The organism is Streptomyces krungchingensis (assembly GCF_054729265.1).
The window spans coordinates 7,191,658-7,215,114 of the sequence record NZ_JBPUKY010000001.1; the positions used below are offsets into that span (position 1 = coordinate 7,191,658).

A 23,457-nucleotide genomic window follows, 5' to 3' on the forward strand; every position below is an offset into this window, starting at 1 on the left:
CGGGTCCTAGAGGGCGTCCTTGCGGAGCCGGAACCAGTAGAAGCCGTGTCCGGCGAGGGTGAGCAAGTAGGGGAGTTCTCCGATGGCCGGGAATCGCACGCCGCCGATGAGTTCGACGGGGTGGCGTCCGTTGAACTCGCGCAGGTCGAGTTCGGTGGGCTGGGCGAAGCGGGAGAAGTTGTGGACGCACAGGACGAGGTCGTCGTCGGCTTCGCGGAGGAAGGCGAGGACGGCGGGGTTGGAGGAGGGCAGTTCGGTGTAGGTGCCGAGTCCGAAGGCCTTGTTCTGTTTGCGGATCTCGATCATGCGGCGGGTCCAGTGGAGCAGGGAGGACGGCGAGGACATGGAGGCCTCGACGTTGGTGACCTGGTAGCCGTAGACGGGGTCCATGATCGTGGGGAGGAAGAGGCGGCCGGGGTCGCAGGAGGAGAAGCCCGCGTTGCGGTCGGGGGTCCATTGCATGGGGGTGCGTACGGCGTCGCGGTCGCCGAGCCAGATGTTGTCGCCCATGCCGATCTCGTCGCCGTAGTAGAGGATCGGGGAGCCGGGCAGGGAGAGCAGCAGGGCGGTGAAGAGTTCGATCTGGTTGCGGTCGTTGTCGAGGAGGGGGGCCAGGCGGCGGCGGATGCCGATGTTGGCGCGCATGCGCGGGTCCTTGGCGTATTCCGCGTACATGTAGTCGCGTTCCTCGTCGGTGACCATTTCGAGGGTGAGCTCGTCGTGGTTGCGCAGGAAGATGCCCCATTGGCAGTTGGAGGGGATGGCGGGGGTCTTGGCGAGGATCTCGGAGACGGGGTAGCGGGACTCGCGGCGGACGGCCATGAAGATGCGGGGCATGACGGGGAAGTGGAAGGCCATGTGGCACTCGTCGCCGCCGGAGGGGAAGTCGCCGAAGTAGTCGACGACGTCCTCGGGCCACTGGTTCGCCTCCGCCAGCAGCACCGTGTCCGGGTAGTGCGTGTCGATCTCCTTGCGGACCCGCTTGAGGAACTCGTGCGTTGCCGGAAGGTTTTCGCAGTTCGTTCCCTCGACCTGGTACAGGTACGGCACCGCGTCCAGCCGGAACCCGTCGATCCCCAGATCCAGCCAGAACCGCAGCGCGGAGATGATCTCCTCCTGCACGGCCGGGTTCTCGTAGTTGAGGTCGGGTTGGTGGGAGAAGAAGCGGTGCCAGTAGTACTGCTTGCGGACGGGGTCGAAGGTCCAGTTGGAGGCTTCGGTGTCGACGAAGATGATGCGGGCGTCCTGGTACTGCTTGTCGTCGTCGGCCCAGACGTAGTAGTCGCCGTAGGGGCCGTCGGGGTTGGTGCGGGACTCCTGGAACCACGGGTGCTGGTCGCTGGTGTGGTTCATGACGAAGTCGATGATGACGCGCATGCCGCGCTGGTGGGCGGCGTCGACGAACTCGACGAAGTCGGCGAGGTCGCCGAACTCGGGCAGGACGGCGGTGTAGTCGGAGACGTCGTAGCCGCCGTCGCGCAGGGGTGACTTGAAGAACGGGGGCAGCCACAGGCAGTCGATGCCGAGCCATTGCAGGTAGTCGAGTTTGGCGGTCAGGCCCTTGAGGTCGCCGACACCGTCACCGTTGCTGTCCTGGAAGGAGCGGACCAGGACCTCGTAGAAGACGGCGCGTTTGAACCAGTCGGGGTCGCGGTCCTTGGCCGGAGTGTCCTCGAACGTGTCCGGGACGGGCTCGTTGACGATCATGTTGTGGGTGACCCTCCGATCTGCGGTGAGGACGGTCGCAGGACGGTGAGGATGTGCGCGGGGCTATGCCCGGGTTCCAGACGCACATAGTTGGCCCTGCCCCAGTGGTAGGTCTCGCCGGTGAGCTCGTCGCGCACCGGCACGGTCTCGTGCCAGTCCAGGCCGAGTCGCGGCATGTCCAACGAGACCGTGGCCTCCTGGGTGTGGCGGGGATCGAGGTTGACCACCACCACAACCGTGTTCGAACCGCGTGCGTCCACGGCGGACTTCGAGAAGGCGATCACCGCATCCTGGTCCGCGTGGTGGAAGTGGAGATCGCGCAACTGACGCAGCGCGGGACTGCGCCGCCTGACCGCGTTGAGCGCGCGCACCAATGGTGCGATGCTATGTCCGTTTCGCTCCGCGGACTCCCAGTCACGGGGTCGCAGTTGGTACTTCTCGGAGTCCATGTACTCCTCGCTGCCGGCCCGCAGCGGGGTGTTCTCGCACAGTTCGAACCCGCTGTAGATGCCCCAGGTGGGGGAGAGGGTGGCGGCGAGCACGGCCCGCAGCTCGAAGGCCGGACGGCCGCCGCGCTGGAGGAACTCGTGCAGGATGTCCGGGGTGTTCACGAAGAAGTTGGGCCGCATGTAGGACGCCGCCTCGCCCGACAGCTCGGTCAGGTACTCGGTCAGCTCCTGCTTGGTGTTGCGCCAGGTGAAGTACGTGTACGACTGCTGGAAGCCGACGGCCGCGAGCGTACGCATCATGGCGGGCCGGGTGAACGCCTCGGCCAGGAAGATCACGTCGGGGTCCGTGCGGTTGATGTCGGCGATGACCTGTTCCCAGAACACCACCGGCTTGGTGTGCGGGTTGTCGACGCGGAAGATCCGGACGCCGTGGTCCATCCAGTACCGCAGGACGCGCACGGTCTCGGCGACCAGCCCCGGCATGTCCTTGTCGAAGGCGATCGGGTAGATGTCCTGGTACTTCTTCGGCGGGTTCTCGGCGTACGCGATCGTGCCGTCGGGGCGGTGGTGGAACCACTCCGGGTGCTTGTGCACCCACGGATGGTCGGGCGAGCACTGCAGTGCGAAGTCGAGCGCGACCTCCAGACCCTCCCGGCCGGCGCGGCGCACGAAGGCGTCGAAGTCGTCGATGGTGCCCAGGTCCGGGTGCACGGCGTCGTGCCCGCCCTCCGGCGAGCCGATCGCCCAGGGCACCCCCACGTCGCCGGGGCCCGCGGACAGGGTGTTGTTCGGGCCCTTGCGGAAGGTGCTGCCGATCGGGTGGATCGGCGGGAGGTAGACGACGTCGAAACCCATCGCGGCGATCGCGGGCAGCCGCTCGGCGGCCGTACGGAAGGTGCCGTGCACGGCCGGGGCCGACGGGTCGCTCCCCGACCGGCCGCTCTCCGACCGCGGGAAGAACTCGTACCACGACCCGTACAGGGCGCGCTCACGCTCCACCAGCAGCGGCAACGGCTCGGACGACGACACGAGTTCGCGCAGCGGGCGGCGGGCCAGGACCGCGTCCACCTCCGGGGTGAGCGCGGCGGCGAGGCGGGCCGCGGCGGGGCGGTCCACGTCGCGCAACGCGTCGACGGCGCGCAGCAGCGTGTCCCGGCGGCCCTTGCTCTTCGGCACCTGTGCGGCGGCCCGCTCGTACAGGCGCGCGCCCTCCTCCAGGACCAGTTCCGTGTCCATCCCGGCCGGGATCTTGATGCCCGCGTGGTGGCGCCAGGTGGTGACGGGGTCGCTCCACGCCTCCACCGTGTACGTCCAGCGGCCCTCCTGCCCGGCGGTCACGGTGGCGCCCCAGCGGTCGGTGCCGGGGGCCAGTTCGCGCATCGGGGCCCAGGGGCCGGCGTGTCCGTCCGGATCGCGCAGGACGACGTTGGCGGCGACCGCGTCGTGGCCCTCGCGGAAGACCGTGGCCGAGATCTCGAACGCCTCGCCGACGACCGCCTTCGCGGGCCGTCGTCCCTGGTGGACGAGCGGCCGGACGTCGAGGACGGGGATGCGCCCGACGGTCGGTCGGGACGTGTCGGCCGTCCCGTCGTCGGCGACGGCGGGTTCTGCCGCGAGGGCGGCGCTGCGGGCGGGGGGTTTCTCCGCGGTGCGGGAAGTGCCCTCGGCAGGGGCGGGGGGTTTCTCCGCGGTGCGGGACATGCCCTCGGCGGGGGCGGCGGGGTTCTCCGCGACGGGCGAACCGTCCTCGGCCGCGGTGGCGGGTTTCTCCGTGGTGCGGGAACCGGCGCCGGGCCTGCCTGGTCCGGATGCGCCGGGAGTGCTCGTCGGGGGTGGCGACGTCTGGTGCGTTGCGGGCATGACCGCTCCTGTCCGCGTCAACGTGGGTGGGCGGATGAGGGTGTGGGGAGGTGGGGCCTGCGGGGTGTACCGGAGGAGCCTTCCCACCCTATGCGGGTGCGCATTCCGGCACTTTGTTAACTACTCACGCGTATGTCTACGCACAAGACCGGCCTCGTCCCGTGCGGGCGAGGCCGGTCCCGTGCGGCCGTGTCACCGGGGTCCTGTCACGGTCCTACCAGGCTCGATCGACGTGCAGGAGTTTGTTCGGTGAACCGAGACCGGCGCCCGAAATCCTTCCCGGAACGGCCTGTTTCACCAGTGCTTTGGATACTTGCGCCGGGGTGGCCTTCTTGTGGCCGGCCAGGTACAGGGCCGCCGCGCCCGCTACGTGCGGGCTCGCCATGGACGTGCCGGAGAAGGTCGCCGTGCCCGTGTCGCTCGCGTACGAGGCCGAGGTGATCGCCACGCCCGGGGCGAACAGGTCCAGCGCAGAACCGGTGTTCGAGAAACCGGCCCGTGCGTCGTTGCGGTCGCTCGCGCCGACCGTGAGGGCCTGGCCGACCCGGGCCGGGGAGTACAGACCGGCCGGGAGTCCGTCGTTGCCCGCCGCGACCGCGTAGGTGACGCCGGAGGCGATGGAGTTGCGTACGGCGGCGTCCAGTTGGGCGTTCGCGTAGCCGCCCAGACTGAGGTTGGCGACGGCCGGCTTCTTCGCGTGCCGGGTCACCCAGTCGATGCCGGCGATCACCTGCGCGGTGGTGCCCGCCCCGTTGTTGTCGAGGACGCGGACCGCGACGACCTTCGCCTTCTTGGCGACGCCGTACCTGGTGCCCACGACGGTTCCGGCGACGTGCGTGCCGTGGCCGTTGCCGTCCTTCGCCGTGCGGTCGTCGTCCACGAAGTCCCAGCCGTAGCTTGCCCGGCCGCCGAAGTCCTTGTGCGTGATCCGGATGCCCGTGTCGATGACGTACGCCGTCGCGCCGGCACCCGCCGACTCGGGCCAGGTGTAGCTCTTGTCGAGCGGCAGGTTGCGCTGGTCGATCCGGTCCAGGCCCCACGAGGGCGGGTTCTTCTGGACGTGGTCGAGCGCCACCCGGGTGTCCTGCGCGACCGAGGCGACGCGGGAGTCCGCCGCGAGCCGCCGGGCCTGCTCCTCGCCGACCCGCACGGCGAAACCGTTGAGGGCCGTGCCGTAGGTCTGGCTGATTCTCGCTCCGTACTTCGCGGCGATGTCCTTTCCCGCCGACGACGGAGCCTTCGTTCCCCCCTTGAGCGTCACGATGTAGCTGCCGCTGACGGAGCCGGGTGCGCCGGCCCCGAGTATCCGGCCCTGCGGGGCGGCGTGCGCGGGTGGGGCGATGGCCGAAAGCACCGCGGCCGTCGTGACCGCGGTGAGACCCGCCGCCCAGCGCAGACGCCTCTTTCTCGTCCGTGCCATGGCTTGAGTTCCCCTCCTCAACTCGGCGTACGGAGGCCGGACCGGCCGGTGTGGGCCAGGCCCGGCCGTACGCCACGTGGCGAGCCTCTCGTGCGGTGTGAAGCGCCACAAGGCCGCCCAGGCGGGCGGAATCGGCCATATCGGCCGTGGAGTGCACGTGAAGGTTGCGGCGAGTTTCCGCCGATGTCACGCAGTACGCCCGTTCGGGGGCGGCCTTCGAGGCGCCGTAGAGGTGGCGGCGCCGTGGCCGGTACCGTCGGGAGTGGTCTTCCGAGGGACCACTCGGCACCACCCGTAATTGAGGTACCCCGACCGCGATCGACCGGCCCGCGCCAGCGGCGCCGGTCCAGGCGCAAAGAGGTGCAGCCTGTGAAGGCGATCCGCAGATTCACCGTACGTCCCGTACTTCCCGAAGCCCTTCACCCGCTCAGTGACCTGGCGCGCAATCTCCGCTGGTCCTGGCATGCCGAGACCCGTGACCTGTTCCAGTCCGTCGACCCGGAGCGCTGGGCGGCCTCCGACGGCGACCCCGTACGCCTGCTCGGCAGCGTGCCGCCGGCCCGGCTGGCGCAGCTCACCCAGGACGAGGGCTTCCTGAACCGGCTCGCGACGGTCGCCGACGACCTGCGCGAGTACGTGACCGGCGACCGCTGGTACCAGCAGCAGGTCTCCGAACTCCCCTCCGCCATCGCCTATTTCTCGCCCGAGTTCGGCATCACCGCCGCGCTGCCGCAGTACTCCGGCGGCCTCGGCATCCTCGCCGGCGACCACCTCAAGGCGGCCAGCGACCTGGGCGTCCCGCTGATCGGCGTCGGGCTGCTCTACCGGCACGGCTACTTCCGCCAGTCCCTGTCCCGCGACGGCTGGCAGCAGGAGCACTATCCGGTCCTCGACCCGAACGAACTTCCCCTGGTGCCGCTGCGCGAACCCGACGGCACCCTCGCCCAGGTCTCCCTGGCCCTGCCCGGCGGCCGGGCGCTGCGGGCCCGTATCTGGCTGGCACAGGTGGGCCGCGTCCCCCTGCTGATGCTCGACTCCGACGTCGAGGAGAACGACGTCGGCGAGCGCGGCGTGACCGACCGGCTGTACGGCGGCGGCAGCGAACACCGTCTGCTCCAGGAGATGCTCCTCGGCATAGGAGGTGTGCGCGCGGTACGGACGTACTGCCGGCTCACCGGTCACGCCCCGCCCGAGGTGTTCCACACGAACGAGGGCCACGCGGGCTTCCTCGGCCTGGAGCGGATCGCCGAACTCACCGACGGGGGCCTCGACTTCGAGGCCGCCCTGGAAGCGGTCAGGGCGGGCACCGTCTTCACCACGCACACCCCCGTCCCGGCGGGGATCGACCGCTTCGACCGCGAGCTGGTGGCCCACCACTTCGGCCCCGACGCGGAACTCCCGCGCATCGACGTCGAACGCGTCCTGGCCCTCGGCATGGAGACCTACCCGGGAGGCGAGCCGAACCTCTTCAACATGGCCGTGATGGGGCTGCGGCTCGGCCAGCGCGCGAACGGCGTCTCCCTGCTGCACGGCCAGGTCAGCCGGGAGATGTTCGCGGGCCTGTGGCCGGGCTTCGACCCCGAGGAGGTCCCGATCACCTCCGTCACCAACGGCGTGCACGCACCGACATGGGTGGCGCCCGAGGTGTTCCGGCTGGGCACCCGGCAGATCGGCGGCAGGCGCACCGAGGACGCGCTGACCGTCGGCGGCTCGGACCGCTGGGACGCGGTGGCCGAGATCGAGGACCAGGAGATCTGGGACCTGCGGCGGGTCCTGCGCGAGCAGCTGGTCGTGGAGGTGCGCGAGCGCCTCTACGCGTCCTGGCGCCAGCGCGGCGCGGGCACGGCCGAACTCGGCTGGATCGACGGCGTACTGGACCCGGACGTCCTGACGATCGGCTTCGCGCGCCGTGTCCCGTCGTACAAGCGGCTGACCCTCATGCTGCGCGACCGCGACCGTCTCATGGACCTCCTCCTGCACGCCGAACGTCCGGTGCAGATCGTCGTCGCGGGCAAGGCCCACCCCGCGGACGACGGCGGCAAGCGCCTGGTCCAGGAGCTGGTCCGGTTCGCCGACGACCCGCGGGTGCGCCACCGGATCGTCTTCCTCCCGGACTACGGCATGGCGATGGCGCAGAAGCTGTACCCGGGCTGCGACATCTGGCTGAACAACCCGCTGCGTCCGCTGGAGGCGTGCGGCACGAGCGGCATGAAGGCGGCTCTCAACGGCTGTCTCAACCTGTCCGTCCTGGACGGCTGGTGGGACGAGTGGTTCCAGCCCGACTTCGGCTGGGCGATCCCGACCGCGGACGGCACGGCGACCGACGACGACCGCCGGGACGACCTGGAGGCCGCGGCCCTCTACGACCTCCTCGAACAGCGCGTGGCACCCCGCTTCTACGAGCGTGGCCGGGACGGGCTGCCCGACCGCTGGATCGAGATGGTCCGCAGGACGCTGACCCACCTCGGGCCGAAGGTGCTCGCCGGCCGGATGGTGCGCGAGTACGTGGAGCGGCTGTACACGCCGGCGGCGCGCGCGCACCGCGCGCTCACCCCGGACACCGCCCGTGAGCTGGCGGACTGGAAGTCCCGCGTCCGGTCCGCCTGGCCGCAGGTCACCGTCGACCACGTGGAGGCCTCGGCCGCCACCACGACCGCCGAACTGGGCACCACGCTCTCGCTGCGCGTCCGCGTCGGACTCGGCGATCTCGTCCCCGACGACGTCGAGGTCCAGGCCGTGGCCGGCCGCGTCGACACGGAGGACCGCATCGCGGACGCGATGTGCGTGCCGCTGAAACCCGCGGGCGGACCCGACCTGGACGGGCGCTGGGTCTACGAGGGGCCGCTGTCCCCGGACCGCACGGGTCCCTTCGGCTACACGGTCCGCATCCTGCCCGCGCACCGGTTGCTCGCGTCCAGTGCGGAACTGGGCCTGGTGACGGTGCCCTCCGAGGAGACCGGGGAGGGAGCAGGTCTGCTCATGCGGTGAGCACCGGGGGCTTCACTCGTCCAGGCCCGCGCACAGGCGGCGCAGCACCTTGCCGCACCTCTGGGCGTAGGCGTGCTGGAGCCCCCGCGTCGCCGGTCCGCCCGCGCGGGCGTACCACTTGGCCGGACGGCTGAAGGCGGTGATCGTCAGCCAGACGGTCCCGTCGCCGGTACGGTCGACGGCGAACGCCTCCTCACCGCACTCGGGATGGCCGGACAGCGTGCCGTAGGCCCAGGCGGTGCGCCGGTGCTCCTCGGCCGTCCAGACCACACGGCAGGGGGCCTTGATGGGGCCGAGGCCGACGGTCACGTCGACGCCGGGAGCCGCCTTGTCCGCGTCGGAGGTGATGCCGACGCCGAGGGCGCGGTGCATCTCCCAGGTCATCAGGGCTTCGGAGGCGCGGCGGAAGACGGCCTCGCCCTCACCTATCCGGGCGCGCACGTGCAGTCGGTGGAAGCCCGGCGGGCAGCGGTCCTCGCGGGTCGCGCCCACGTCCTCGTACGTGTAGGGCATGGGGGACAGAGTAAGGCGGCACCCGGAGCAGCCCTCGCTCCGGGTGCCGCCTCGTCCAGCGGGCCGCGCGGCTCGCGCCGCACGCCGTGGACTAGTTCACGTTGACCGCGGACCAGGCCGCGGCGACCGCCTTGTACTCCGTGCTGGTGGAGCCGTACAGGGCCGATGCCGCGGAGAGCGTGGCGGTGCGGGCGCCCGAGTACTTGGTCGTCGACGTCATGTAGGTCGTCAGCGCCTTGTACCAGATCTGCAGCGCCTTGGCCCGGCCGATGCCGGTGACCGTGGTGCCGTTGGACGTCGGGGAGTTGTAGCTGACCCCGTTGATCGTCTTGGCGCCGCTGCCCTCCGAGAGGAGGTAGAAGAAGTGGTTGGCGACACCCGACGAGTAGTGCACGTCCAGGTTGCCGACACCCGAGGACCACGAGTCGGCGGAGCCGCCGTCCTTGCTGGGCTTGTCCATGTAGCGCAGCGGGGTGCCGTCGCCGTTGATGTTGATCTTCTCGCCGATGAGGTAGTCGCCCACGTCGGAGGAGTTCGCCGCGTAGAACTCGACGCCGGTGCCGAAGATGTCGGAGGTCGCCTCGTTCAGGCCGCCGGACTCACCGCTGTAGTTGAGGCCCGCGGTGTTGGAGGTGACACCGTGGCTCATCTCGTGGCCCGCCACGTCCAGCGAGGTCAGCGGGTGGGTGTTCCCGGAGCCGTCGCCGTACGTCATGCAGAAGCAGCTGTCGTCCCAGAACGCGTTGACGTACTGGTTCCCGTAGTGGACGCGGGAGTACGCGGCCACGCCGTTGTTCTTGATGCCGCTGCGGCCGAAGGTGTTCTTGTAGAAGTCCCACGTCACCTGCGCGCCGTACGCGGCGTCGACGGCCGCGGTCTGGTCGGCGGTGGAGCTGGAGGCCGAGCCGGTGCCCCAGGTGTCGTCCGCGTCGGTGAACAGGGTGCCGGCCGAGGAGCTGGTGCCGTGCGCCTTGTTGTAGGTCTTGTGGCCGCCGCGGGTGCCGTCGGTCAGCTGGTACGTCGAGCCCGACTTCGTGGTGTTGAGCGTGACGGTGCCCGAGTAGAGGCTCTTGCCGGTGCCGGTCTCGATGCCCTGGTACTCGTAGAGCTTCTTGCCGGTTGCGGCGTCGGTGATGACGTGCAGCTCGTTGGGGGTGCCGTCGTCCTGGAGGCCGCCGACGACGGTCTCGTAGGCGAGGACGGGCTTGCCGGTGGCGGCCCAGATCACCTTGCGGGGCGCCCGGTCGGCCGCGGTCTTCTCCGAGCCCGCGGCCTTGGCGGCGGTGAGCGCCTGCTTCTCGGCCTTCGCGGTGGTGACCGCCGGCTTCAGCGAGGCGACCTTGATGGCCGCCTTGGTGGCCTTGGTCACGCCCTCGGCCTTGCCGGACTTCGACTGGTGGACGACCAGGTCTCCGCCGAGGACCGGAAGTCCGTCGTAGGTGCGCTCGTAGCGGGTGTGGACGGTGCCGTCGGCGTCCTTGACGACGTCTCTGACGACCAGCTTCTCCTTGGCGCCGAGGCCTATCTCCTGGGCCGTCTCCGCCTTGGCGGCGTCGGCCTTCTGGATCAGGGCGGTCCGCGCGGGGGCGGAGAGCTGGACGGGGGCGCCGGCGAGGGTGGTCGCGCCGGCAGGGGTCGCCGCGTTCTGGGCGGCGGCACCGGTGGTCATACCGGTGGCGAGCAGTGCTCCGGCCGCGACGGCGGTGGCGATGGCCAGAGTGGTGCGCTTGTGACGCGCGTAGAGGGGGGTCACGCAAGCTCCTTCTGTGGGGGCGCCCGGGCGGCTTTGGGGTGGCCGGACGGGCGATGTGAAGTTGCGGTGCGGGTGAGCCGTGCGGTGGAAGCGTGCCATCTGGGGCGCGTACATGTCAGGAGGCCCTAAAGACCTTGGCCGAAAGTCGACCATTGGGTGAACACCGAGGTGCTCCCGAGTGGAGTCGATCTCCTTCAAAGAGGAGTCAAACCAAACCCCTGGACGGGCAAAGAGGGCGCCGCCCCGGGGAGTTGAACCTCCGGGACGGCGCCCTGTCCTGTGCGTCACCGCGACGCGCTCCGGGGGAGCGCGGTGCGGTCTACGGGAACGTCAGCTTCCAGCTGTTGATGTAGCCGACGTCCTGCGCCGCCTGGTCCTGGACCTTCAACTTCCAGGTGCCGTTGGCGACTTCGGAGGACGCGTTGACCGTGTAGGTCGCGTTCACGTTGTCCGCCGAGTCGGACGAGCTGAAGTTCTTCAGGCGGTACGTCGACCCGTCCGGGGCCACCAGGTCGATGACGAGGTCACCGCGCCAGGTGTGCACGATGTCGACGCTCACCGCGAGGTTCGACGGCGCGTTGCCGGTACGGCCGGTGACCGTGATCGACGACGTGACCGCCGCGCCGTTGTCCGGAATTGATACGTCGGCGGTGTTCTCGAACGACGTACCGCCGCCACCGCCGGGACGCGAGCCCACGTTCACGGCCGCCCAGGCGTTCTGCACGGCCGTGTACTCGGCGCTCGTGGTGCCGTACAGCTCGCCCGCCGCCGCGAGCGTGCCGGTGCGGGCCGCCGCGTAGTTGGTGGTCGAGGTGAACTTCGTGGTGAGCGCCCGGTACCAGATCTGCAGCGCCTTGTCGCGGCCGATGCCGGTGACCGGAAGGCCGTCCGACGTCGGCGAGTTGTAGCTGACGCCGTTGATGACCTTGGCGCCGCTGCCCTCGCTCAGCAGGTAGAAGAAGTGGTTGGCGACTCCGGACGAGTAGTGCACGTCGACGTTGCCGACACCGGAGTACCAGGAGTCCTTGGAGGCGCCGTCCTTGCTCGGCTTGTCCATGTAGCGCAGCGGGGTGCCGTCGCCGTTGATGTCGATCTTCTCGCCGATGAGGTAGTCACCGACGTCGCTGCTGTTGTTGGCGTAGAACTCGACGCCCGTGCCGAAGATGTCGGAGGTCGCCTCGTTCAGGCCGCCGGACTCGCCGCTGTAGTTGAGGCCGGCGGTGTTGGAGGTGACACCGTGGCTCATCTCGTGGCCGGCCACGTCCAGCGAGGTCAGCGGGTCCGCGTTGCCGGAGCCGTCGCCGTACGTCATGCAGAAGCAGCCGTCGTCCCAGAACGCGTTGACGTACGCGTTGCCGTAGTGGACGCGCGAGTACGCTCCCACGCCGTTGTTCTTGATGCCGGAACGGCCGAAGGTGTTCTTGTAGAAGTCCCAGGTCTCCGCGGCACCGTAGTGCGCGTCGGCGCCGGCCGTCGCGGCGTTCGACGTGGTGCCGTTGCCCCAGGTGTCGTTCGTCTGCGAGAACAGCGTGCCGGTGCCGGAGGTGCCGCGGTTGAGGTTGTACGTCTTGTGGTTGCCGCGCGCGCCGTCGTTCAGCGTGAAGGTGGAACCCGACTGGGTGGTCGTCAGGGTCACCTGGCCGCTGTACTGGGTGTTGCCGATGCCGTTCTTGATGCCCTGGTACTCGTAGAGCTTCTTGCCGGTGGCGGCATCGGTGATGACGTGCAGTTCGTTGGGGGTGCCGTCGTCCTGGAGGCCGCCGACGACGGTCTCGTAGGCGAGGACGGGCTTGCCGGTGGCGGCCCAGATCACCTTGCGGGGTGCCCGGTCGGCGTCGGTCTTCTTCGACCCGGCGGCCTTGGCGGCGGACAGCGCCTGCTTCTCCGCCGCGGCCGCGGCGACGGCCGGCTCGACCGTGGCGACCTTGATGGCGGCCTTGGTCGCCTTGTACACGTGCCCGGTCTTCCCGGACTTGGCGGTGTCGACGACCAGGTCGCCGCCGAGGACCGGAAGCCCGTCGTACGTCCGCTCGTAGCGGGTGTGGACGGTGCCGTCGTGGTCCTTGATGACGTCACGGGCGACGAGGCGCTCCTTGGCGCCGAGGCCGAGGTCCTTGGCCGTGTCCGCCTTGGCCGAGTCGGCGTCGCGTATCAGCTCGGCGCGCTGCGAGGGCGTGAGCTTCATGGCGACGGCACCCGGGTTGATTTTGCCCGAGGGCGCCTTGGCCGGTGCGGCGCTCGCGGCGCCGGACTGGACGGCCGCGGCCAGCAGGGCGGAGACGCCCACGAGGGCGACGCCGGCGACACGGCGCTTGGTGATGTGGGAGGTGCGTCTGTGGGAGGAACTGCTACTCAACACTGACTCCTTCTGCGTGGCCGCGGGTCGCGCGGCCAGGGGAGACCGGACGATGGGTGACCCGTCCGGGCAGAACAGGGCTGTACGCGGAACCAGGTGCATGGGGTCGTGCGAGCGCTTCACGGCGAGCGAACTGTGGGGTTGCTGTGAAGCGGTCGTGGGAAGAGTGGCAGGAGATCGCACCTTCTGTCAGGAGCGCGTCAGGAACTTGGCCAGAAATGGTTCGTTGTCCGGGATGTCATGTTCGGTATACGGACTCGTCGCCGGGTGGACGCACAAGGCCGGACCGGCGCCGCTCCCCGTGCCATGAGTGCCACAGCGCCGCATACGTCCCCTCGGCCGCGACCAGCTCGTCGTGCGTGCCGAGTTCGGTGAGCCGGCCGGCCTCCATCACCGCCACCCGGTCGGCGTCGTGCGCGGTGTGCAGCCGGTGCGCGATGGCGATGACCGTGCGGCCCTTGAGCACGGCGGCCAGCGCGCGCTCCGTGTGACGGGCGGTCGCCGGGTCCAGCAGCGCCGTGGCCTCGTCGAGGATCAGTGTGTGCGGGTCGGCCAGCACCACACGGGCCAGGGCGAGCTGCTGGGCACGGGAGCCGTCCACCCGGTGGGCCTCCGGACCCAGCTCGGTGTCCAGCCCGTCCGCCAGCTCCGCCGCCCAGTCGTCCGCGCCCACCGCGGCCAGGGCGGCCCACAACTCGGCGTCCGTGGCCCCGGGTTCGGCGATCAGCAGGTTGTCGCGCACCGTGCCGAGGAACACGTGGTGCTCCTGGGTGACGAGCACGACCTGCCGGCGCAGCTGCTCGGGGTCGAGGCCCACGACCGGCACGCGCCCGACGGTCACCGTGCCGCTGCCCGGCGCGTCGACACCCGCCAGCAGCCTGCTCAGCGTGGTCTTGCCGGCGCCCGAGGGCCCGACCACGGCCAGCCGCTCCCCGGGGCGCACGGTCAGGTCGACCCCGCGCAGCACCTCGCCCCCGCGGTCGTACGCGTAGTGCACCCCGGTGACGTCGATCCGGTCGTCCACCGGCGACGGCGATCCGGCCGGCACCGCCCGCGGGGCCGTGCCGAGCCCCTCCACCCGGGCGAACGAGGCACTGCTGGCCTGGAGTTGCTCGACCCGCATCAGGATCTGGTCGAGCGGTTCGGCGAGCTGGCGCAGATACAGCGTGGCGGCGACGACCGCGCCGAGGCTCGTCGCGCCCCGCGCGAGCAGCGCACCGCCCACCAGCAGCACCGCGACCACGGGAACGACGTACGACACCTCGACGGCCGGGAAGAACACGCTGCGCAGGAACAGCGTCCGCATCCGCCTGCGGCGGGACGTCTCCAGCGCCTGCCGGCTCGCGTCGATCCGGCGCCGCTCCAGACCGAAGGCCTCCACCGTGCGGGCACCGGACGCGGTGGCCGCGAGGATCTCGGCGACCTCCGACGTGGCCGCGCCCTCGGCGAGATAGGCGGTCCGCGCCCGGCGCAGATACCAGCGCAGGGCGAACCAGATGCCGGCCAGACCGAACACCCCGCAGCCGCCGAGCAGCGGGTCGATGACGAAGACCGCGCCGAGGATGAACGCGGCCTGCGCCGAGGAGATCAGCAGTTCGGGCCCCGCGTCGCGCAGGGTGTTGCCCACCACGGTGACGTCGGCGGTGCCACGCGCGGTCAGATCGCCGGTGCCCGCGCGCTCCACGACCGAGGCGGGCAGCGACAACGCCCGCTCCACGAACTCCTCCCGCACCCTGGCCAGCGTCCGCTCCCCGAAGCGGTGCCCCACGAACCGGGCCCACCTGGCCAGCAGCAGCTGGGCCAGCGAGCACAGCAGGATGACGCACGCGAGCCGGTCCACGACTCCCACGCCGTGCCCGGCCCGCACCTCGTCGATGATCCGCCCGAGCAGCCAGGGGCCGACCAGACCGGCGGCCGCCGCCAGCGCGTTGAGGCCGAGGACGGCGGCGAAGGCCCGGCCGTCCGCCCGGATCAGCCGCACCGACGCCCGGCGGACGTCGCCGGGCTCGGCGATGGGCAGCTGCGCGCTCATCGCACGGCCCCCTCGGTGTCCACCACGGTCCCCTCGCCGTCCACGACGGCTCCCTTGGCCGAATCCGTGCCTGTATCGCTGTCGCTGTCGCTGTCGCTGTCGCTGTCGCTGCCGCAGTTGCTGTTGTCGTTGCTGCCCGAGTCGCTGTCCGAGTCGGCGCCGGTGCTCGTGCCGGTCGTGGCGCCCGGGTCGCTGCCGGTACCGGTACCGGTACCGGTGCTCGTGTCCGTGCCCGGCGGCACCAGGTCCGCGTCCCGTGCCACCAGCGCCCGGTACCCCGGCTCGCCGTCCAGGAGGTCGCGATGGCTGCCGCTCGCCGCCACCTTCCCGTCGACCAGGTACAGCACGGTGTCCGCCTGGTCGAGCAGCAGGGGAGACGTGGAGGTGACGACGGTCGTGCGGTCCGCGCGGGCGGCGCGCAGCCGGGCGGCGACCGCGGCCTCGGTGTGCGCGTCGAGCGCCGACGTGGGCTCGACCGCGAGCAGCACCTCCGGATCTGCCAGCAGCGCCCTCGCCAGGCGGACCCGCTGCCGCTGGCCCCCCGAGAGACTGCGGCCCTGCGCCTCGACGGCCGAATCGAGACCGTCCGGCAGACCGAGGACGATGTCGTCCGCCACGGCCGCGTGCACGGCACGGGCGACGGCCTCGTCATCGTGGTCGTGGCGCCCGCGGACCAGTTCGCGCAGGGTGCCCGCGAACAGATCGGCCTCGTTGTCGGCGACCAGGACCCGGTCGCGCACCCGCGGCAGGGCGATCTCGTCGAGTCGTATGTCGCCCCAGGTCACCGCCGACTCCGCGTACCGGCCGAGCCGGTCGACGACGGCCTCGGACTCCGCGGGGCGGGCCCCCGCCAGCGCGGTCAGCCGCCCCGGCACCACCCGGACGCCGGACTCCGGGTCGTACAGCGCCGCGGGCGACCCGGGCGCCTCCCGCGCGTCGGAGCGGACATCGGCGGGCTCCAGCGCCAGGAACCGTACGACGCGCCGGGCGGCGACCACCCCCCTGCCGAGCTGGTAGCCGCACTCGATGAAGAAGGACACCGGCATCACCAGGACCGCGACATAGCCGTACACGGACACCAGCTCGCCGACGGTGATGTCCCCCTGGGCTGCCAGCCGGGCCGCGAGCCAGGTCACCACGGCCAGGAACAGCGTCGGCAGCCCCATGCCCAGCGCCTGGATCCAGCTGGTCACCGCCCCGACCCGGTACCCCTGTTCCCGCAGCTCCCGCGAGTCGCGGCGGAAGGTGTCGGCGAACAGCCCCTTGCCGCCGAGGCCGTTGAGCACGCGCAGACCGCCCGCGAGGTCCCCGATCCGGGCGGTCAGCACGCCCTGCCGCTCACGGTACGCCGTCTCCGTGCCCTGGAGCCGTCCCATCAGCGGTCCGACCAGTACGGCGATCAGCGGCACCCCGAGCAGGATCACCACCGAGAGCTGGAGCGAGACCGACAGCAGCACCGCGGCCACCACACCGTAGGTGAGCAGCGCCGCGACGCCGGGCCCGACGACCGTCAGGGACTGGCTGATCGTCTGGACGTCACCGACGCCGATCGTCACGACCTCCCCGGTCCCGACCTGGCGCGGCAGAGCGGCACCCAGCCGGACCGACTGGCCGACCACGACCTTGACCGTGCGGAAGTTGGCGTCCATCCGGACCTTCGTCATGATGCGGTGCCGCACGACGCCCAGCCAGGCGTTGAACACCCCGGCGCCCAGCACCGCGGCGGTCCAGCCGAACAGCGCGGTCCGATCACCCGGCTCCAGGCCGTCGTCGACGGCCCGGGACAGCAGATACGGCGTCAGCGCCAGGAGCCCCATCCAGACCCCGGCCACCAGCGTGCCGGCCGCCGAACGGCCCGCCTGCCGGGTGACCAGCCACCACAGGTAGTGCCAACCGCCACGACGATCCGGTGTCCCGGGGTCCTCGTACGCGTCGATCATCCGTCCCCCTCCGCCGTCCGCCTGCCGCGCCGCCCGCCCTGGCAGCCGCTCCTCCCGGCACACGCCCGCCCCACGGCCCGCCCGCCGCTAGACGAGACTGTCGCGCCACGCCCGGTGCAGGTCCGCGAACCTGCCCGTGCCCGCGACGAGTTCGGCGGGCGTACCGTCCTCGACGATCCGCCCGTGCTCCATCACCAGGACGCGGTCCGCGATCTCCACCGTCGACAGGCGGTGCGCGATGACCACCGCGGTACGGCCCCTCAGCACCGTCGCCATGGCGCGCTGCACCGCCCGTTCACCGGGGATGTCCAGGGAACTGGTCGCCTCGTCGAGGATCAGGACGGCCGGATCCGCGAGCAACGCCCGGGCGAACGCCACCAGTTGCCGCTGGCCTGCCGAGATCCGGCCACCCCTCTTGCGGACGTCCGTGTCGTAGCCGTCGGGCAGCGCGGTGATGAAGTCGTGGGCGCCGATCGCCTTCGCGGCCCGTTCGATGTCCTCCCGACTCGCGTCGGGACGGCCGATCGCGATGTTCTCGGCGACCGTGCCCGAGAACAGGAACGCCTCCTGGGTCACCATCACCACACCGCGCCGGAGCTCGGGCAGGGACAGCTCGCGCAGATCCACGCCGTCCAGCAGGACACGGCCGTCCGAGGGGTCGTAGAAGCGGGCCAGCAGCTTGGCGAGCGTCGACTTGCCCGCCCCGGTCGATCCGACGACGGCGACCGTCTGCCCGGCCGGCAGCGTCAGCGAGAACGTGGGCAGGACCTCGCCGCCGGTGCGGTACGCGAATCGGACCCCGTCGAAGACGACCTCCCTGCCCGGGAGTTCCCGCCGGGGAGCGGGCAGCGGCCGGGGCCCGGACGGCTCCGGCACGGACGGCGTCTGGGCCAGCAGACCGGAGATCTTCTCCAGCGAGGCCGCCGCGGACTGGTACGAGTTGAGGAACATCCCCAGCCGGTCGATCGGGTCGTACAGGCGGCGCAGATAGAGCACCGCAGCGGCCAGCACCCCGAGCTCCAGCGAACCCGACGCCACCCGCTGGGCGCCCCACAGCACGATCCCCGCGACCGCCGTGTTCGCGACCAGACGGGAGCCGACCACATAGCGCGCCATCTCCAGCAGCGTGTCGCCGTTCGTCCGCTCGTGGCGCTGGTTGAGGACCTTGAAGTCGGCGTCGTTCGCGGCCTCCCGGCGGAAGGCGCGCACCGGGCGGATGCCGTTCATCGTCTCCGCGAACTTCACGATCACGGCGGCGATCGCCGTCGAACGCAGCGCGAAGATACGGCCCGCACGGCGCTGGTAGAGACGGATCAGGAGGTACAGCGGCACGAACGAGACCACCGCGACCGCGCCGAGGCCGAGATCCAGCCAGAGCAGCATCGCCGAGATGTAGACGAAGGACAGGATGACGGTGACGAGTTCCTGGAGACCTTCGCTGAGCAGCTCGCGCAGCGACTCGACGTCCGTCGTGGAACGCGAGATCAGCCGGCCCGAGGTGTAGCGCTCGTGGAAGTCGACGCTGAGCGCCTGCGCGTGGCGGAAGATCCGGCCGCGCAGATCCAGCAGCACGTCCTGGTTGACCCGGGCGGAGGCGATGATGAACCCGTACTGAAGCCCTCCGGAGGCCAGCGAGCACAGCAGGTACGCGACGCCGACGGCGATCAGCGGGCCGTGGTCGTCGTGCCGGAACGCGGGCACCGCCCGGTCGATGGCGTACGCCACCAGCAGCGGGCCCGCCTGCACCGCGGCCTGCTGGAGCAGCAGGAGGACGGTCGTGACGACCACCCGCGCGCGGAGCGGTGCGAGCAGGGAGCGCAGCAGCGCGGCGGTCGCGCCCGGAGGAGCGGGCAGCGTGTCGCGGTCGAAGGGGTCCTCGTGCCGGTCCTGGTCCGGAGCCGGCCGGTCCTGGTCCGGCGCGGTGGTGGTGGGCGCCGTCATCGCTGGTCCTCCTTCGTGCGGTCGGTGACGTCCGCTGCCTCGGCGCCGGTGTCCCCGTCCGCCCCGCGTTCCCCGCCGATGCCGGTGTCCCCGTCCGCCCCGGATGCCCCGCCGGTGTCGGCACCCGACATCAGCCAGGCGTACTCGGCGTTCGTACGCAGCAGTTCGTGATGGGTGCCGACCGCGGCGATGCGGCCGCCGGAGAGGAGGGCCACCCGGTCGGCGAGCAGCACCGTGGACGGGCGGTGCGCCACGATGAGTGCCGTCGTCTCGGCCAGCACCCGGCGCAGTGCCGCCTCGACCGCGGCCTCCGTGTGGACGTCCAGCGCCGACAAGGGGTCGTCGAGCACCAGGAAGCGCGGGCGGCCCACCACTGCCCTGGCCAGGGCGAGGCGTTGCCGCTGCCCGCCCGAGAGGCTCAGCCCCTGCTCGCCCACCTGGGTCGCCGTGCCGTTGGGCAACCCGTGCGCGAAGTCGGCCTGCGCGACGGCCAGCGCGCGGTCCAGCTCCGTCTCCCCGGCACCGTCGGCCGCCCCCATGAGCACGTTCTCCCCGACACTCGCGGAGAAGAGGGTGGGCTCCTCGAAGGCGACCGCGACGAGTTCGCGGAGCTCCTCGCGGGGCATCGCCGTGATGTCCCGGCCGTCCAGGGTGATCCGGCCGGAGGTCACCTCGTGCAGCCGGGGGACGAGCGCGGTGAGCGTCGTCTTGCCGGAGCCGGTCGCACCCACCAGGGCCATCGACTCACCCGGGCGGACGTGCAGGTCGATGTCGTCCAGCACCGGGGCGGAGTCCACGGCGGCGTCCGGGTAGCGGAACCGCACCGAGCGGAACCGGAGACCGCCGCCGTCCCCGGCCGCCACGGCGGCGACGTCCGCGGATTCCGGCCGGGCGTCCATGACCTCGAAATAGCGCTGTGTCGCGGTGGCCGCCTCCTGGCTCATCGCGAGGAGGAAGCCGATGGAGTCGATCGGCCAGCGCAGCGCGAGGGCCGTCGACAGGAAGGCGACCAGCGTCCCGGCGGAGAGGTCGCCGTCGGCGACCTGAACGGTGCCGAGGACGAGCGCGGCACCGATCGCGAGCTCCGGAAGGGTGACGATGACGGCCCAGATGGAGGCGAGCAGACGGGCCTTGGCGAGTTCCGTGCCGCGCAGCGTGCGGGACAGCTCGTGGAAGGCACGGGCCTGGCTGCGATGACGGCCGAACCCCTTGATGATGCGGATGCCGAGCACGCTCTCCTCGACGACCGTCGTCAGGTCGCCGACCTGGTCCTGGGCCCGCCGCGCCACCTCCGCGTAGCGCCGCTCGAAGACCCAGCAGACGATCATCACCGGGACCGCGGGAGCGAGCAGCACCAGCCCGAGCGTCCAGTCCTGGGCGAGCATGATGCCCACACCCGCCAGGATCGTCACCGCGTTGACCAGCAGGAAGGTCAGCGGGAACGCCAGGAACATGCGCAGCAGCATCAGGTCCGTGGTGCCCCGGGACAGCAACTGCCCCGAGGCCCACCGGTCGTGGAAGGCGACGGGCAGGCGCTGCAGGTGCCGGTACAGGTCCGCCCGCATGTCCGCCTCGACTCCCGCCAGGGGCCGGGCCACCAGCCACCGCCGCAGTCCGAACAGACCCGCCTCGGCGAAGCCGAGCAGCAGCAGCCAGAGCGCGCCGAGCCAGACGCCCGCCGGATCGCGGTCGGCGACGGGACCGTCCACCATCCACTTCAGGACGAGCGGGAACACCAGCCCCGTACAGGAGGCGACCACCGCGATGCCCGCGGCGCCGAACAGCCGCGCGCGCACCGGCCGCACGTACGGCCACAGGCGCAGCAGACTGCGCACGGTCGAAGCGCCGGCACCGCGCGCGTCCGCGGCGCGGTCCCCGGTCCCGGCGCCGTCCCCGGCCGGGACAGGATCCTTGGTCACTGCATCTGTTGTGGGCATCAACGGCGAGCCTACGGTTCGGCACCGACAGCGCCCACCGAGTTTTGGCCGGACCGCACGCGGCCGGCGGGCGGCGACCGCAGCGTTCGGAAACCGGCGCGCCCCGCCCCTCAGACGACCCTGAGCAGCAGGACGGACCGCGCCGGCACCGTGATCGAGGCCCCTGCCGGGTGCTCGACGCCGGGCGCCTCCCCCTGCTCCTCCCGCGAGGTGTCCACGACCACCTCGTACCGCGCGGCCCAGGGTGTCCCCGGCAGCACGAAACCCACCGGCCGGTCGCCGGCGTGGAGCACGGCGAGAAAGCTGTCGTCCACGACGGGCACTCCCCGGGCGTCCCGGCCCGGGATGTCCCGCCCGGACAGATACATGCCCAGCGTCGCGGCGGGTGCGTACCAGTCCCGCTCCGTCATCTCCGTCCCCCTGGCGGTGAACCACGCCAGGTCCCGCAGCCCGTCCGCCGAGTGCGCCCGGCCGGAGAAGAACGCGCGCCGCCGCAGCACCGGATGCTCGTGCCGCAGGGCGATCAGCCGCGACGTGAGGTCGAACAGCGCCCGCCATCCCGGGTCGTCGAGGTGCGACCAGTCGACCCAGCTGATCTCGTTGTCCTGGCAGTACGCGTTGTTGTTGCCGCGCTGGGTCCGCCCGAACTCGTCGCCCGCGACCAGCATCGGCACCCCGGTCGACAGCAGCAGAGTGGTGAGCAGGTTCCTCAGCTGCCGCCGCCGCAACGCCCCGACACGGTCGTCGCCGGTCTCGCCCTCGGCACCGCAGTTCCAGGCGCGGTTGTCGTCGGAGCCGTCGCGGTTGGCCTCGCCGTTCGCCTCGTTGTGCTTGCGCTCGTAGGAGACGAGGTCCCGCAGCGTGAACCCGTCGTGCGCGGTCACGAAGTTCACCGACGCGTACGGCCGCCGCCCGCCCCACGCGTACAGGTCGCTGGACCCAGACAGCCGGTAGCCCAGGTCGCGCACATCGGGCAGCGCACCCCGCCAGAAGTCCCGCACCGCGTTGCGGTACCGGTCGTTCCACTCCGTCCACAGGGGCGGGAAGGCCCCCACCTGATACCCCCCGGATCCCACGTCCCAGGGCTCCGCGATCAGCTTCACGCGCCGGAGCACCGGGTCCTGGGCGATCACGGCCAGGAACGGCGACAGCATGTCGACGTCGTGCATCGAGCGCGCCAGGGCCGCCGCCAGGTCGAACCGGAAGCCGTCCACGCCCATCTCCGTCACCCAGTAGCGCAGGGAGTCGGTGATGAGCCGCAGCACATGGGGCTGCACCACGTGCAGTGTGTTCCCGCACCCCGTGTAGTCGGCGTAGCGGCGGGCGTCCGACTGGAGCCGGTAGTACCCCCGGTTGTCGATGCCGCGCAGCGACAGCATCGGGCCCAGCTCGCCCGCCTCCGCGGTGTGGTTGTAGACCACGTCGAGGATGACCTCGATGCCGGCCGCGTGCAGCGCGCGCACCATCCGCTTGAACTCGCCGACCTGCTGGCCGGTCGTCCCGGAGGCGGCGTACCCCGCGTGCGGCGCGAAGTAGCCGATCGAGTTGTAACCCCAGTAGTTCTTCAGGCCCTTCCGCAGCAGATGGTCCTCGTGCGCGAACTGGTGCACCGGCAGCAGCTCCACCGCCGTCACCCCGAGCTTCACCAGGTGCTCGACCGCGGCCGGGTGCGCGAGGCCCGCGTAGGTGCCCCGCAGTTCCTCCGGCACCCCCGGGTGCAGACGGGTGAATCCGCGGACGTGCACCTCGTAGATCACCGAGTCGGCCCACGGGGTCTTCGGGCGGTGGTCGTCCGACCAGTCGTCGTCGTCATGCACCACGACGCCCTTGGGCACGTACGGGGCCGAGTCGCGGTCGTCCCGCACGGTGTCGGCGACCTGCTGCTGCGGCCAGTCCCGCACATGCCCGTACACCTCGGGCGGCAGGCTGAAGTCGCCGTCCACCGCACGCGCGTACGGGTCGAGGAGCAGTTTCGCCGGGTTCCAGCGGGCGCCCGTCCACGGATCCCAGCGGCCGTGCACGCGGTAGCCGTAGCGGCGGCCGGGGAGCACGTCGGGCACGAAACCGTGCCAGATCTCATGGGTGAGTTCGGTCAGCGGGACGCGGGTCTCCGCGCCCCGCTCGTCGAAAAGGCACAGCTCCACGGCCTCCGCACCGCCCGCCCACAGGGCGAAGTTGGTGCCGGCGACGCCGTCCGGCCCGACGCGGAAGCGCGCGCCCAGCGGGGTCGGGGCGCCCGGCCACACGGCCACGGCGGGTGCTGCCGCGGACGGGGCCTCGGCGGCGTCCCCGGGAGGCGGCACGACCTGCCGCGTCCGGGCGCCGTTCGACACGGGGGCCGACTGCGTGGGCAGTCCGCCGCCCGCGGCACGTCCCTCCTGGACGGCCTCCTGCTCGGGTGCGCTCGACACCGGTCAGCCTCCCGCGGCTCGATGGAACGACGCGAAAAGGGGCGTACGGAGTCCCGGCCGCAGCTCCCCGTCGCGTCGTCCTCCCCACTGTTCTGCCCAGAGCATGGCTCGCACTCACGTTTCCCCGGAGGGGCGCGGTCGTTGGGACCC

12 protein-coding genes are annotated in these 23,457 nt (G+C 71.4%); 1 reads left to right on the forward strand and 11 read right to left on the reverse strand.

Translation table 11 applies throughout. The features are described 5' to 3' along the window. Window positions 1-6: 6 nt before the first annotated feature. The 3 genes from treS to ACSYGO_RS31660 all read right to left on the reverse strand — a co-directional run bounded on the left by treS (window position 7) and on the right by ACSYGO_RS31660 (window position 5,436). Window positions 7-1,707 carry a maltose alpha-D-glucosyltransferase gene (treS, locus tag ACSYGO_RS31650; protein WP_460388523.1) on the reverse strand — a complete coding sequence of 567 codons (1,701 nt, stop codon included), beginning with the start codon at window positions 1,705-1,707 and terminating at the stop codon, window positions 7-9. Next, entirely contained in the window at window positions 1,704-4,016 is a 2,313-nt protein-coding gene (locus ACSYGO_RS31655; RefSeq protein WP_460388525.1) for an alpha-1,4-glucan--maltose-1-phosphate maltosyltransferase, read from the reverse strand. The genes treS and ACSYGO_RS31655 overlap by 4 nt, the downstream gene beginning before the upstream one ends. Window positions 4,017-4,230: 214 nt before the next feature. Next, window positions 4,231-5,436, reverse strand: a complete 1,206-nt coding sequence (locus ACSYGO_RS31660; protein WP_460388527.1) for a S8 family peptidase — start codon at window positions 5,434-5,436, stop codon at window positions 4,231-4,233. Window positions 5,437-5,805: 369 nt separating this feature from the next. On the opposite strand from ACSYGO_RS31660, the gene ACSYGO_RS31665 reads away from it, so the two are divergent. After that, the gene (locus ACSYGO_RS31665) at window positions 5,806-8,424 is read left to right on the forward strand and encodes a glycosyltransferase family 1 protein (RefSeq protein ID WP_426682790.1); all 2,619 of its coding nucleotides are present in this window, start codon (window positions 5,806-5,808) and stop codon (window positions 8,422-8,424) included. Between the two features lie 12 nt (window positions 8,425-8,436). Here the strand turns inward: ACSYGO_RS31665 and ACSYGO_RS31670 are convergent, their stop codons facing one another. The 8 genes from ACSYGO_RS31670 to glgX all read right to left on the reverse strand — a co-directional run bounded on the left by ACSYGO_RS31670 (window position 8,437) and on the right by glgX (window position 23,307). Then, on the reverse strand, window positions 8,437-8,937 hold the full coding sequence (locus ACSYGO_RS31670) for a DUF1990 family protein (RefSeq protein ID WP_432172522.1): 501 nt from the start codon (window positions 8,935-8,937) through the stop codon (window positions 8,437-8,439). A 91-nt stretch (window positions 8,938-9,028) separates the two neighbouring features. Further along, entirely contained in the window at window positions 9,029-10,690 is a 1,662-nt protein-coding gene (locus ACSYGO_RS31675; protein ID WP_460388528.1) for a M4 family metallopeptidase, read from the reverse strand. 319 nt (window positions 10,691-11,009) lie between these two features. Beyond that, window positions 11,010-13,046, reverse strand: a complete 2,037-nt coding sequence (locus tag ACSYGO_RS31680) for a M4 family metallopeptidase (RefSeq protein ID WP_426677856.1) — start codon at window positions 13,044-13,046, stop codon at window positions 11,010-11,012. A gap of 238 nt (window positions 13,047-13,284) precedes the next feature. Further along, on the reverse strand, window positions 13,285-15,078 hold the full coding sequence (locus ACSYGO_RS31685; protein ID WP_460388530.1) for an ABC transporter ATP-binding protein: 1,794 nt from the start codon (window positions 15,076-15,078) through the stop codon (window positions 13,285-13,287). Further along, window positions 15,075-17,018 (reverse strand): ABC transporter transmembrane domain-containing protein, encoded by a 1,944-nt coding sequence (locus ACSYGO_RS31690; RefSeq protein ID WP_460388532.1) that lies wholly within the window; start codon window positions 17,016-17,018, stop codon window positions 15,075-15,077. The genes ACSYGO_RS31685 and ACSYGO_RS31690 overlap by 4 nt, the downstream gene beginning before the upstream one ends. A gap of 87 nt (window positions 17,019-17,105) precedes the next feature. After that, complete coding sequence (locus ACSYGO_RS31695) at window positions 17,106-18,959, reverse strand: ABC transporter ATP-binding protein (RefSeq protein WP_426677859.1); 1,854 nt, start codon at window positions 18,957-18,959, stop codon at window positions 17,106-17,108. After that, window positions 18,956-20,896, reverse strand: a complete 1,941-nt coding sequence (locus ACSYGO_RS31700; RefSeq protein WP_426677860.1) for an ABC transporter ATP-binding protein — start codon at window positions 20,894-20,896, stop codon at window positions 18,956-18,958. Before ACSYGO_RS31700 ends, ACSYGO_RS31695 begins: the two co-directional genes overlap by 4 nt. A 110-nt stretch (window positions 20,897-21,006) precedes the next feature. After that, a complete protein-coding gene (gene glgX / locus ACSYGO_RS31705; RefSeq protein WP_426677861.1) occupies window positions 21,007-23,307 on the reverse strand; it encodes a glycogen debranching protein GlgX in 2,301 nt (766 codons plus the stop codon). Between the last annotated feature and the right edge of the window lie 150 nt (window positions 23,308-23,457).